Here is a 14,302-nt window from a genome sequence, read left to right on the forward strand (position 1 = left end):
ATTTCCCCTTTTTAGTCCGCCGCTGGACTTTAAACATTCGAATATTTAATTTCAGTTATGGCATTAGAAAATAAACCCAGAGTAAATTTCGCCAGCGTTAAGAATCCGTATCCATATCCGGATTTCCTCGATGTGCAGTTGAAGTCTTTCCGTGACTTCCTACAGCTGGATACTCCGCCTGAGGAACGCAAGAATGACGGTTTGTATAAGGTGTTCGCAGAGAACTTCCCTATCACCGATACGCGTAATAATTTCGTCCTTGAGTTCCTGGATTACTATGTTGACCCACCAAGATATTCTATTGATGAATGTTTGGAGCGTGGCTTGACATACAGTGTACCTTTGAAGGCTAAGATGAAGCTGTATTGTACTGACCCAGATCATGAGGATTTCGGTACATTTATTCAAGATGTATTTTTGGGTACAATTCCATACATGACCAGCAATGGTACTTTTGTTATCAATGGTGCTGAGCGTGTTGTTGTTTCTCAGTTACATCGTTCTCCGGGTGTATTCTTTGGTCAGGGTGTCCATGCTAATGGTACTGTTCTTTATAGTGCACGTATCATTCCATTTAAGGGTTCATGGATAGAGTTTGCTACTGACATAAACAATGTCATGTATGCTTATATTGACCGTAAGAAGAAGTTGCCTGTAACCACGATGCTTCGTGCTATTGGTTATGAGTCTGACCGTGATATTCTTCAGATTTTTGATCTTTGCGAAGAGGTAAAGGTGAATAAGAAGAATATGAAGGCAGCTATCGGTCGCAAGATTGCTGGTAATGTCATGAAGTCTTGGACTGAAGACTTCGTTGATGAGGATACAGGTGAGGTTGTATCTATAGAACGTAATGAGGTTGTTGTAGAGCGTGAGACTATCATCACAGAAGACAATGTTGATCAGATTCTTGATAGCTCAGTTTCTTCAATCTTGTTACATAAGGATGAGGATGCTGCAAGTAAGTATTCTATCATCTTCAACACACTTGCCAAAGATCCAAGCCACTCAGAGATTGAGGCAGTAAATTATATTTATCGTCAGCTGCGTAATGCAGATGCTGCTGATGATGCAAGTGCACGTGAGGTATTCCAAAACCTTTTCTTCTCAGACAAGCGTTATGACTTGGGTGAGGTTGGTCGTTACCGAATCAATAAGAAGTTGAATTTGGAAACGGATATGGATGTACGTGTACTGACAAAGGATGATATCATTGAGATTATTAAGTATCTTATCAGCCTTATCAATTCAAATGCTACGGTTGATGATATTGACCACTTGTCAAATCGTCGTGTTCGTACTGTTGGAGAGCAGTTAGCTAACCAGTTCTCTGTCGGCCTTGCACGTATGAATCGTACTATCCGTGAGCGTATGAACGTTCGTGATAGTGAAGTGTTCCAGCCAACGGATTTGATTAATGCAAAGACTATATCAAGCGTCATTAACTCATTCTTTGGAACGAACCCATTGAGCCAGTTTATGGACCAAACCAACCCATTGGCAGAGGTAACTCATAAGCGTCGTCTTTCTGCTCTTGGTCCTGGTGGTCTGTCTCGTGAGCGTGCAGGTTTTGAGGTACGTGACGTTCACTATACCCATTATGGTCGTCTTTGTCCTATTGAGTCTCCTGAAGGTCCTAACATCGGATTGATTTCATCACTCTGTATGTATGCTAAGATTAATGATCTTGGCTTTATCGTTACACCATATCGTCGTGTGAAGGATGCTAAGGTGGACATGGATAATAAGGATGTAGTCTTCTTGACAGCAGAGGAGGAAGAAGAGCAGATTATCGGACAGGGTAATGCACCATTGAATGCAGATGGTACATTTATCCGTGATGTTGTTAAGTGTCGTCAGGATGCTGATTATCCAGTAGTTACTCCAGACTCCGTTGCTCTTATCGACGTATCTCCACAACAGATTGCATCTGTGTCAGCAGGTTTGATTCCATTCTTGGAGCATGATGATGGTCACCGTGCATTGATGGGATGTAACATGATGCGCCAGGCTGTCCCTTTACTTCACAATGATGCACCTATTGTTGGTACAGGTCTTGAGAAGCAGGTATGTGAGGACTCACGTACTATGGTTACTGCAGAGGGTGATGGTGTTATCGAGTATGTTGATGCTACAACAATCCGTATTCTCTATGATCGTACAGATGATGAGGAGTTTGTAAGTTTCGAGCCTGCTCTTAAAGAGTATCGCATTCCTAAGTTCCGTCGTACTAACCAGAACATGGTTGTAGACCTTCGACCAATTTGTGATAAGGGTCAGCGCGTGAAAAAGGGTGATATTCTTACAGAGGGTTATGCAACAGAGAACGGTGAGTTGGCATTAGGTCGTAACCTTGTTGTGGCATATATGCCTTGGAAGGGTTACAACTATGAGGATGCTATCGTTATTTCTGAGCGCATGGTTCGCGAGGATGTATTGACCTCTGTTCATGTTGATGAGTATTCCCTCGAAGTTCGCGAAACTAAGCGTGGTGTTGAGGAGTTTACTGCTGATATTCCTAACGTAAGTGAGGAAGCTACTAAGGATCTTGACGATAATGGTATTATCCGTATTGGTGCTCGTGTTGAGCCAGGTGATATCATGATTGGTAAGATTTCTCCTAAGGGTGAAAGCGATCCTTCTCCAGAAGAGAAACTTCTCCGTGCTATCTTCGGTGACAAGGCTGGTGATGTTAAGGATTCTTCTTTGAAGGCTAATCCATCATTGAGCGGTGTTGTTATTGATAAGAAACTCTTTAGCCGTGCTATTAAGACACGTGAGAGCAAGCGTCAAGATAAGAATATTCTTGCTAAGATTGATGAGGAGCAAGAGGCAAAGATTAATGATTTGAAGGACCTCTTGGTTGATAAGTTGCTCGAACTGACTGAGGATAAGGTTTCAGAGGGTGTAAAGGACTACTCTGATGCTGAGATTATTACTAAGGGAAGCAAGTTCACTGTTGCGGCATTGAAGAACCTCGATTATGAGGGAATCCAATCAAATGGATGGACTGATGACGAGCATACCAACCTTCTTATTCAGAAGTTGATCATGAACTTCATCCGCAAGTACAAGCAGATGGATGCTGAGATGAAGCGTAAGAAGTTTGCTATCACTATTGGTGATGAACTTCCATCAGGCGTATTGCAGATGGCTAAGGTTTACATTGCTAAGAAGCGTAAGATTCAGGTGGGTGATAAGCTTGCAGGTCGTCACGGTAACAAGGGTATCGTATCAAAGGTTGTACGTACAGAAGATATGCCATTCCTTGAGGATGGTAGTCCTGTAGACTTGGTATTGAACCCAATGGGTGTGCCTTCACGTATGAACCTTGGTCAGATTTTCGAGGCTATCCTTGGTGCTGCAGGTCGTAAGTTGGGTGTTAAGTTTGCTACTCCTATCTTCGATGGTGCTAAGCTCTCTGATTTGAAGGAGTGGACAGATAAGGCAGGTCTGCCAAATCTCTGTTCAACCTATATCTATGATGGTGAAACCGGTGAGAAGTTCGACCAGCCAGCTACAGTGGGTATCACTTACTTCTTGAAGTTGGGTCACATGGTTGAGGATAAGATGCACGCTCGTAGTATCGGTCCATACTCATTGATTACACAGCAGCCACTTGGTGGTAAGGCACAGTTTGGTGGTCAGCGTTTCGGAGAGATGGAGGTCTGGGCTATTGAGGCCTTCGGTGCATCTCATGTTCTCCAGGAAATCTTGACAATCAAGTCTGATGATGTAGTTGGTCGTTCAAAGGCTTACGAGGCTATCGTTAAGGGTGAACCAATGCCAACTCCAGGTATTCCAGAGTCACTGAACGTGTTGTTACACGAGCTTCGTGGTCTCGGTCTCAGTGTCAAACTTGATTAATACGTACACCCCATAATAGAAGTAAAACATGGCTTTTAAGAAAGATAATAAAGTAAAGAGTAATTTCAGCAAGATTACTATCGGACTGGCTTCACCTGAGGAGATTCTTGAGAACTCTTTTGGTGAGGTAACCAAGCCAGAGACTATCAACTATCGTACCTATAAACCAGAACGTGATGGTTTGTTCTGCGAGCGTATCTTCGGTCCAACAAAGGATTACGAGTGTGCCTGCGGTAAGTACAAGCGTATCCGTTATAAGGGTATTGTCTGCGATCGTTGTGGTGTTGAGGTAACTGAGAAGAAGGTACGTCGTGAGCGTGCTGGACATATTGAATTGGTTGTCCCTGTTGCTCATATCTGGTATTTCCGTAGTCTTCCTAACAAGATTGGTTACCTTCTTGGTATGCCAACAAAGAAGCTTGATGCTGTTATTTACTATGAGAAATATGTTGTCATCCAGCCGGGTGTCGTAGAGGGTATGAAGAATGCCGATACTGAAGAGGATTTGAATGGTTCTCATAAGTTCGACCTTCTTTCAGAGGATGAGTATCTCGATATCCTTGATAATAAACTCCCAGAGGGTAATGAGCGTTTGGATGATTCAGATCCAAGCAAGTTCATTGCTAAGATGGGTGCAGAGGCTATTTATGACCTCCTCACAGGCATTGATCTTGATCGTTTGGCAGGTGAATTGCGTGACCGTGCAACAACAGACTCAAGTCAGCAGCGTAAGACAGAAGCGTTGAAGCGTCTGCAGGTTGTAGAGGGCTTTCGTCAGTCAATCGGTGTGAATAATCCAGAATGGATGATCATGAAGATTATCCCTGTTACTCCACCAGAACTTCGTCCATTGGTTCCATTGGATGGAGGACGTTTCGCAACATCTGACCTTAATGACCTCTATCGTCGCGTTATCATCCGTAATAATCGTTTGAAGCGTTTGATGGAGATTAAGGCTCCTGAGGTTATTCTGCGTAATGAGAAGCGTATGCTTCAGGAAGCTGTAGACTCACTTTTCGATAACAGCCGTAAGTCTTCTGCTGTAAAGAGTGAGAGCAATCGTCCATTGAAGTCACTCTCTGACTCTCTGAAGGGTAAGCAGGGACGTTTCCGTCAGAACCTCCTCGGTAAGCGTGTTGACTATTCTGCGCGTTCAGTAATTGTCGTTGGTCCAGAGTTGAAGATGGGTGAGTGCGGTCTGCCTAAGTTGATGGCAGCAGAGCTTTACAAGCCATTCATTATTCGTAAGCTCATTGAGCGCGGTATTGTGAAGACTGTAAAGAGTGCTAAGAAGATTGTAGACCGTCGTGAGCCTGTAATTTGGGATATCCTTGAGAATGTAATGAAGGGTCACCCAGTTATGTTGAACCGTGCCCCGACACTTCACCGTCTTGGTATTCAGGCGTTCCAGCCTAAACTTATTGAAGGTAAAGCTATTCAGTTGCATCCATTGGCATGTACAGCGTTCAATGCTGACTTCGATGGTGACCAGATGGCTGTTCACCTCCCATTGAGTAATGAGGCTGTGTTGGAGACACAGGTGTTGATGCTTCAGAGCCATAACATCCTTAACCCAGCTAATGGTGCACCTATCACCGTTCCTTCACAGGATATGGTGCTTGGTCTTTACTATATTACAAAGATTCGTCCAGGTGCTAAGGGCGAAGGTCTTACATTCTACGGCTCAGAAGAAGCTATTATCGCTTACAATGAGAAGAAGTGTGACCTCCACTCACAGGTAAAGGTAATCGTTGATGACCTCGTTGATGGTAAACTCCAGAAGCGTATGGTTGAGACATCAGTTGGTCGTGTAATTGTTAATCAGATTATCCCAACTGAGATTGGATACTTCAACGGTATTATCTCTAAGAAATCACTTCGTGGTCTTATCGCTGACGTTATTAAGGCAGTTGGTATGGCTCGTGCTTGTGAGTTCCTTGATGGTATCAAGAACCTTGGTTACCGTATGGCATATGTTGCAGGTCTTTCCTTTAACCTCGACGATATCATCGTTCCTGTTGAGAAAACTGATATCGTTGGTAAGGGTCAGAGTGAGGTAGACCAGGTGAAGGCTAACTATGAAATGGGTTTCATCACTGATAAGGAGCGTTACAATCAGGTGATTGATGCGTGGACACACGTAAACAATAACCTTAAGCAGGCCGTTATGAAGCACATGACAGAGGCTGATCAGGGTTTCAATGCTGTATATATGATGCTTGACTCTGGTGCCCGTGGTTCTGCTGACCAGATTGCTCAGCTTGCTGGTATGCGTGGTCTTATGGCTAAGCCACAGAAGGCAGGTGCTGAAGGTGCTCAGATTATTGAGAACCCAATTATCTCTAACTTTAAGGAGGGTATGTCTGTGTTGGAGTACTTTATTGCTTCTCACGGTGCTCGTAAGGGTCTTGCTGATACGGCTATGAAGACTGCCGATGCAGGATACTTGACACGTCGTCTTGTTGACGTTTCTCATGATGTTATCATCAATGAGGAGGATTGTGGTTCACTCCGTGGTCTTGAGTGTCGTGCCTTGAAGAATGGTGATGAGACAATTGCAAGCCTCTATGAGCGTATCTTGGGTCGTGTGTCAGTTCATGATGTTATCAATCCAACAACTGGTGATATTATCGTTGCTGCAGGTGAAGAGATTACAGAGGCAAAGGCACAGGCTATTGAAGATTCACCAATTGAGATGGTAGAAATCCGTTCTGTACTCACTTGTGAGAGCAAGAAGGGTGTATGTAAGAAGTGTTACGGACGTAACCTTGCTTCTGCACGCATGGTACAGATGGGTGAAGCTGTTGGTGTCATTGCTGCACAGGCTATTGGTGAGCCTGGTACACAGCTTACTCTTCGTACGTTCCACGCTGGTGGTGTGGCTGGTAATGCTGCGGCTAATGCAACTATTACAGCTAAGAGTGATGCAAAGATTGAGTTTGAGGAACTTCGTACCGTACCATTCGTTGATGAGAATGACAAGGAGTGTGAAATGGTTGTTAGCCGTTTGGCTGAAATTCGCTTTGTAGATCCTAACACTGGTATTGTACTCCTTACAGATAATGTTCCTTATGGTAGTTCTCTTTACTTTAAGTCTGGAGATACTGTCAAGAAGGGTGATATGATTTGTAAGTGGGACCCATTCAACGCCGTTATTGTTAGTGAGTACGCTGGTGTTCTCCGCCTACATGACGTTATAGAGGGCGTTACTTATAAGGCAGAAACCGATGATGCTACAGGTCTTACAGAGCGTATCATTATTGATTCTCGTGATAAGACAAAACTTCCTACTGTTGATATCGTTAAGGTTGGTGCTAAGAAGGGTGCTGATGGCCTTTATGCGGCATCTGATATCCTTGGTACATATAACCTCCCTGTAGGTGGTCACTTGGAGCAGGTACTTCTTGATGGTGCTGAGATTAAGACGGGTATGACACTTGTTAAGATTCCACGTTCTGTCGGTGGTGCTGGTGATATTACTGGTGGTCTTCCACGTGTTACCGAGCTCTTTGAGGCTCGCAACCCATCTAACCCTGCTGTCGTATCTGAAATTGATGGTGAGATTACTATGGGTAAGGTGAAGCGTGGTAACCGTGAGATTATCGTGACTTCTAAGACTGGTGAGCAGCGTAAGTATCTTGTTAGTCTGTCTAAGCAGATTCTTGTGCAAGAGCATGATGCTGTTCGTGCTGGTACTCCATTGTCTGATGGTATCATCACACCTGCTGATATCTTGTCTATCATGGGTCCAACAGCTGTTCAAGAGTATATTGTTAATGAGGTTCAGGACGTATATCGTTTGCAGGGTGTGAAGATTAATGACAAGCACTTTGAGATTATCGTTCGTCAGATGATGCGTAAGGTACGTATCGACGATCCAGGAGATACTACATTCCTCGAGCAAGAACTTGTTGACAAACTTGACTTTGCTGAGGAGAATGATCGTATCTGGGGTAAGAAGGTTGTTACCGATCCGGGTGATTCAGAAAACTGCTATAAGGGTCAGATTCTCTCTGTACGTAAGTTACGTGATGAGAACTCAAGCCTTAAGCGTCGTGACCTCAAGCTCGTTCAGGTGCGTGATGCCGTTCAGGCAACTGCTACCCAGATTCTTCAGGGTATCACTCGTGCTGCCCTCGGTACGAAGAGCTTCATGAGTGCTGCTTCCTTCCAGGAAACAACTAAGGTGCTCAACGAGGCTGCTCTCCGTGGTAAGAGCGATAACCTTGAGGGTATGAAGGAGAATGTTATCTGTGGTCACCTCATTCCTGCCGGTACTGGTCTTCGCCAGTGGCAGAAACTCGTTGTTGGTTCGCAAGAAGAGCACGAGCGTATGGAGGCTAACAAGAAGAATGTTCTTGACTTCGCTAAGCAAGAGGCAGAGGCTACACAGGAGTAATCCTAACCTCTCATACATAAGATTAAAAGGGATTTGCAATAACTTTGCAAGTCCCTTTTTTTGTATTGCTTTGGCTGCCTAAGTTCATTATTTATTAGGATGAAAGATGAAGGTGTAAAGGTGACTAGTGAGTAGAACTATGCTTTAATTCTATTTTATTGCTGTCCGGTAAAACTTAAATAACATATAAATCCTTGCGGAATAGCCTTTATATAGGTAATTCCGCATTTTTTTTTGAAATCCAAGCCCCCTAATCAAATAAGTCAAGTTCTTTTGGTGGTGAATTTGCCTTTTCAGCTATTATGATGAGTTCATCATTTTGTGGATTTTCCATAAATGAGATGAAATCTGTGTAATACATCAGTGTGAGCCTCAGCATGGTTACCAGCTGCGAGAAGGATACGTGTCTTTTTATCATTCTGGAGATAATGGTACAAAGCAGATTGGCAATGAGTACCACCCATGTCTGTATCTGTATGGCATTTACACTGTCACCATAGAAGAAATGCAGTGGGAAGTTCTGTTTGAGCTGCTTGTAAAGGGACTCTATAGCCCATCTTCGCTTGTAAATCTCCTCAAGGTCCTTTACATCAAGCTCAAGGTTATTGGTCAACAGGACAACTGACTTATGTGAGTTGTCACTCCACAGTTCCACTCGTCTTGCCTGGTGTCTTATCTCCCCCTTCTCAAAGACAATCTTCTTGTCTGTATGTGTAACCAATCCATCAGGGCTTACATAGGTTACTGAGGACAACTCCGTATAGGTGAGATTCTTCTTCATCTTGGTCACATAGCATACCCCTTCCTCTGTAAGTCGCTGGAACTGTGCATAATCAACGTATGCTCTGTCCATGGTAAGGGTAGCATCCTTAGGAAGATGCACTTCTTTAAGTAGATAATGATCATGTGTGGCGGCAGAGGTAAGCTGTACGACCATGGGAACGCCAACATGATACTTCATCACCGTATGAACCTTCATACCGCCTTTCTTCTTACCACTCTTGGGGTGTCTGCCTACACCCTTGAGTATGTTGTCAAAAAGGGTAATCGTAGTTGAATCCATCATATACAGAAGCTTTTCCCATGTCTTCTGTTCACCTTTAGGACGGCTGTCCGATAAAAAAGAACCATAACGCTCTAAGAGGTACGCATAAACGCTTGCAAAGAACTCTTGTGGGCGACGCTTGTTGGCATCAGCAAGCGTACTACGACGGACGACATAGTCGATGCCAAGATGATGCAGTTTGTTTACTTCAGCCTTCATGCCTATCTCCACTTCCCGAAGAGAATCAAAGTGTTTGAGAACACCGAAAAGCATTATGACAAGGTGAGTCCACCCATCAAGACGCTTCACATAAGCTTCACTTCGGGGTGTTTCAAGGCTGATTTGCTTGATTTGTTGCTTATCGAGTAATTTTATTACCTGATGATAGACCGGCTGTCCGATAAAATGTGTACTTTTGCCCATGTTATTGAAGTTTTATCGCAGAAACAAAAGTAACAAAAAGGGCTGAAATCCAAATACGGATTTTAGCCCTTAACTTTTATATGTGAAAAAGGGTTACCGGACAGCAATAATTCTATTTAGTTCCTTCAATTTTATAGTAAGTGAGCTGTAGTATCTCTTTTTATAGCGATGACTAATTTTTCTCGTGGCAGGAATATCAATACCCCTTATGCAGTACTTCCTTATAGTCATTGAAGTAGGTGTCGAAGAATCATCTTAAGCAAAGGGAAACAAGTTAAGCTTATAAAAAGAGGAGTTGTGTTTTTTTTTACGGTTAGATAAGTGGTTCATAACGAAAGATACTTAGAAACAGGGGTTTTGTGTGTTTTTTAGTAGATTTTTACATATTTGTTTGCCGCGAGGTATATTATTTTGTATTTTTGCATGTGTTACTTATGGCTTGGGCTATTAATGTAAATTGATGACGACAGTTAATCTACAGACCAATTTATAACATGTGAATAATTTAATTTAAAATATAACTATTATGCTCCGATTAATATATCTCGTTTTATTATGTCTAATGGCTTTGAATGTTGAAGCACAAGGCTTAAGACTCCCTACTAAACGGCAACATTCTAAAGCATCTTCTGTAAGAGTAACAGTGAAGAAGCCTGCACCACAGCGTAAAGTAGTTGTGAATAGGCCACGTGTTGTTAAGCCACGTTCGGTGCAGCCTCGTCTATCTAGGGCAGTTAGCAACTATGATGTATATGTATATGATGATTGCCCTACTGCGAAGAAGAAAGTAAAATCCAAGAGCTGTAATTCGTGCGAGGAGTCTGATTGTGAAGAGCCTGAATACGATAGTTCGAATGATATGTCGTCAGAAGATGCTGATAAAATTTATACGATTGCAGAACAAATGCCTTCGTTTAAGGGGAATGTGAATTCCTGGTTGTCTAGCCACATTCAATATCCTGCAGTTGCTGCGGAGAATGGTGTTCAAGGGCGTGTAATTGTGAAGTTTGTGGTAACTGCTGAAGGCTATGTAAGGCAGGCACAAGTTGTAAGAGGAGTTGACTCGTCACTAGATCGAGAAGCAGTACGCGTTGTGAATAGTATGCCTGCATGGAATCCGGGTATGAATAATGGAAGATATGTAAATGTCTGGTTTTCTCTTCCACTTACATTTAAACTGCAATAGTATTATAATAGCCTTTACCTAGAATCTTATAAAAATGAGAAAGTATCTTTTATTAATTTTGGTGCTTGTCTTTATTTCTTTGTTGTCATCTTGTCAAAAGGAGGAAAGCGTAGCGGAGTATATACCTTTTAAATCAGAAAAGGATGGTAAATGGGGATTTATTAATTTAGATGGAGATGTACTATTAGAAGATGAATTTAAGAGAGAGCCAACCATTGTGTCAAATGACCGATTCTTTGCTAAGAACAAAGAAGGGTATTGGGAGATGTACACTGCTGATAAGAATGCAAGGCAAGTAGGTAAGGAATATGTGCAAGCAGGAGCCTTTATTGAGGATGTTGCGCCTGTCGTTGAGAAAGGTAGAGCAATTGACTTTATTGATAAGAACGGTAAAGTAAAGTTTACATTGGGTAATGTAGATGGTGTGGCTATTACCTCATGTAGGAACTTTATAGATGGAGTTGCCATATTTAAGTGTGGTGGCTATTATGGAGCAATTGATGAGTCGGGTAATGTAGTTATAAAGCCTGATTATCTTGTACTAGAACCAGCTAAAGATGGTAAGCTCGTAGGAATTCACAGTAAATATAAGGAGACAAAGGATAGGGCTAAGGTTAAAATAACAGTGTTGGATACGTCTGGTAAGGTTCTTTCTGAGTTTGCTTTAGATAGGATCCTCGAGAGTTTAGATTACTTCTCTGATGGTGTGTTGGCTGTAGCAAAGAAGAGTACCGATGGTATTAATTATTGGGGACTTATCAATGATAAAGGGGAGTGGGTTCTTCATGCCTCCCATAAGATACGATCTGTTAAAGGAATGAGAAATGGTAAGTTCATCTTTAGTGATGGTGAGCAATGTGGCTTGATGGACTTTAATGGTGAAGTTCTGATACGTCCAAAGTATTCAGATATTAAGTTTACGGGGGCTAACCAACTTTTTGTTCTTGATGACCATATTGACCCACAATGGAAACTAATTACCGAGGAGGAAGATGTTATTTCTCCTAATGAGTTTGATGAAGTTTACCCTTTGCTGGGTGATAAGTATTTTGTTAAGGATGATGGTGATAGTTGGATTATTATAGATGATAAGGGTAAAGAAGTTAAGACGAAAGTTGATATTTATGAGTTTAGCTATAATCAGGGAGATACTGAGTTTGAAAGTCAGTACTTAGATCTTACGTCATTCATTAACGAATTACATATAAAGAAGGATGGGCTCTTGGGGCTTAATCTAACCATGAAAGTAGCAGATGTCATAAAGTCGTTTAGTTTCCTATATAAGCAGTATGGAGAAGGCGATTTTAGTGACAATGCTTCATCGTATAGATATTCTAATGATATTAGTGTTGACTTGAACTTCAACAATGTGAAGTTTCAGATAGCTGCTTTGTTCGATGATAATGTTGCTGATTACACTTTCTCATCAGGCTTTAGTAATATTAGTCCTAATCAAATATCTGTTACCTTCTACAATGAAAAGCTATTAAAAGGTCATTTGAGTCAGCTTACGAGAAGTTTAAAGGCGAAGCTGAAGAAGGTGGGTACGATTGTCAAGGAAACAGAGTACGCATTGATAGTCGCTAGTGGCAATGCTTATTATTTTGTGGGTAGCGATGGTGATAAGGTGTATTTGAATTATGGTAACTTTGATGTTAATGCCATAAACCTTAATATGTTTACGGGTAGTGATGATGCTGTTACAACCACAAGTGACTCATATGTAGATGATGCGGAGTACGTTGATAGTGTTTGTATAGATTCAGCCGTGGTCTATTAGTTGTTCTGTACAGACCTTTGATAAGTTCTGTAAAACTATTGTGTTAAGATTTGGATAAGTGCAATGAATGTATTACCTTTGCATAAGCTAGACCATACGAGGCATATAAGTTATAGTTAATGCTTAACCTTGTTCGGTATTATTCAAGCAATGCAAACGAATTATTTATCTAAATCATATTAACAAAATGGACAATAACAATCAGAATCAAGAGGGACAGCAGTTGCAGATTGATCTCTCACCAGAAATCGCTAAAGGTGTTTATACAAACTTCCAGATAATTTCTCATTCAAGTTCAGAGTTTGTACTTGATTTTGCTACACTTCTTCCAGGTGTACCAAAGGCAACAGTGACAAGCCGTGTTATTATTGCACCTGAGCACGCATTGCGTCTTCTTGCAGCTTTGCAGGATAATGTAGTACGCTATGAGAAAGAGTTTGGTAAGATTGACCGTCATGAGCCAGAGCAGGAGCCACGTACGATTGCTCCATTTGGTCCTGGTAAGGTTGATGCATAAGCAGACTTCTTAATGATCAATAATAAAGCCGTCCGAGCAATCGGGCGGCTTTCGTTTTTTTGATAATCTCGAGAGATATAGAATGTGCAGTTATCGAATTACTTGTATCTATGGCAATGGTAGGAAATATGTTCGTCGACTATTTGAGCGTAAAGGATTTAACCTCCAAAGGCATATTTATAAATAAAGATGCCAACAAGAGGTGTGAAAGTAAGGCTTAGTCCTATAAATGTGAAGCACGATAGCCAGCCCCAATCTCTCCACTTTATGACAAAGGGCATAAGTACAAGTGTAATAATGAACTCTATAAATATCCACATAATAAGAATTGCTTTTGAAAAACAAAGATAAATAAAAATGCTGTAAAAACAAAGCGTTGCAGATAATTGTTTTGAAAAATTATTACATAATCTCGAATAAAAGATCTACAAATAACGGCAAAAATATATGTAAAAGATAAGTTTGTAACCAATAGTAAATCAGTTAGTTATGATCCTGTGTAAGAAAAGGTGCTTAATTGGACTTCAAAAGGGCGTTAGTAAGACCTCTAAAGGGCATCTTTTGTAAGTCAATTAGGCGTCTTTTAGAAACCAAAAGAGCATGTATTGGTTTTGAATTGTATGAAAATAGTTTACAAGTATTGGTTGATATGGGAATAAGTAGCCTCGCAGAAGACGGAAAGATATCAATAATAAAACAAAATGTCATGAGGCTCTATTGGTTGATTTGACTTTAATGGAAGAACCTAAAGAAAGTTCTGTTAGTAGTGTTATTTTGAGGTGGAAATCTAATAGGTTTAGAGTAAAACTTTTGTAGTTAGATTTAGATAAATAACTTTAATGTATTATCTTTGCGTAAAAGAAGAAAGTATTTATTGCTCCTGAGCACGCATTGCGTCTCCTTGCAGCTTTGCAGGACAATGTAGTACGCTACGAGAAAGAGTTTGGTAAGATGACCGCCACGAACCTAAAGAGCAGGGACCACGCACCATCGCTCCATTCGGCAATGGTAAGGTTGAAGCATAAGCAATCCCTTTAAGATTAAAATACTTGAAAGTCGCCTCCATATTGGGGGCGACTTTCTGT

5 protein-coding genes and 2 pseudogenes are annotated in these 14,302 nt (G+C 41.5%); 6 read left to right on the forward strand and 1 reads right to left on the reverse strand.

All coding sequences use genetic code 11. From position 1 onward, the window contains the following. Positions 1–57: 57 nt before the first annotated feature. Positions 58–3,867, forward strand: coding sequence for a DNA-directed RNA polymerase subunit beta (gene rpoB / locus HMPREF0659_RS01535; protein ID WP_013264493.1), 3,810 nt, complete (start codon positions 58–60; stop codon positions 3,865–3,867). Between the two features lie 28 nt (positions 3,868–3,895). Next, the gene (rpoC, locus tag HMPREF0659_RS01540) at positions 3,896–8,266 is read left to right on the forward strand and encodes a DNA-directed RNA polymerase subunit beta' (protein WP_013264976.1); all 4,371 of its coding nucleotides are present in this window, start codon (positions 3,896–3,898) and stop codon (positions 8,264–8,266) included. Between the two features lie 250 nt (positions 8,267–8,516). On the opposite strand, the gene HMPREF0659_RS01545 is transcribed toward rpoC, so the two are convergent. Next, positions 8,517–9,734 carry an IS4 family transposase gene (locus HMPREF0659_RS01545; protein ID WP_044045815.1) on the reverse strand — a complete coding sequence of 406 codons (1,218 nt, stop codon included), beginning with the start codon at positions 9,732–9,734 and terminating at the stop codon, positions 8,517–8,519. 880 nt (positions 9,735–10,614) lie between these two features. Here HMPREF0659_RS01545 and HMPREF0659_RS12845 point away from each other — a divergent pair. From HMPREF0659_RS12845 to HMPREF0659_RS12300, 4 genes and pseudogenes are all read left to right on the forward strand, one after another. Beyond that, positions 10,615–10,920: pseudogene (locus HMPREF0659_RS12845) on the forward strand (energy transducer TonB); the annotation flags it as partial. A gap of 34 nt (positions 10,921–10,954) precedes the next feature. Then, positions 10,955–12,700: a WG repeat-containing protein gene (locus tag HMPREF0659_RS01555; protein WP_013264893.1), complete on the forward strand. Its 1,746-nt coding sequence runs from the start codon at positions 10,955–10,957 to the stop codon at positions 12,698–12,700. A 187-nt stretch (positions 12,701–12,887) separates the two neighbouring features. Further along, a complete protein-coding gene (locus HMPREF0659_RS01560) occupies positions 12,888–13,217 on the forward strand; it encodes a DUF3467 domain-containing protein (RefSeq protein WP_004361672.1) in 330 nt (109 codons plus the stop codon). An 864-nt stretch (positions 13,218–14,081) separates the two neighbouring features. Next, positions 14,082–14,242 (forward strand): annotated as a pseudogene (locus HMPREF0659_RS12300) (DUF3467 domain-containing protein); the annotation flags it as partial. Between the last annotated feature and the right edge of the window lie 60 nt (positions 14,243–14,302).

Origin of the sequence: Prevotella melaninogenica ATCC 25845, from assembly GCF_000144405.1 — a bacterium.
Classification (GTDB): domain Bacteria; phylum Bacteroidota; class Bacteroidia; order Bacteroidales; family Bacteroidaceae; genus Prevotella; species Prevotella melaninogenica.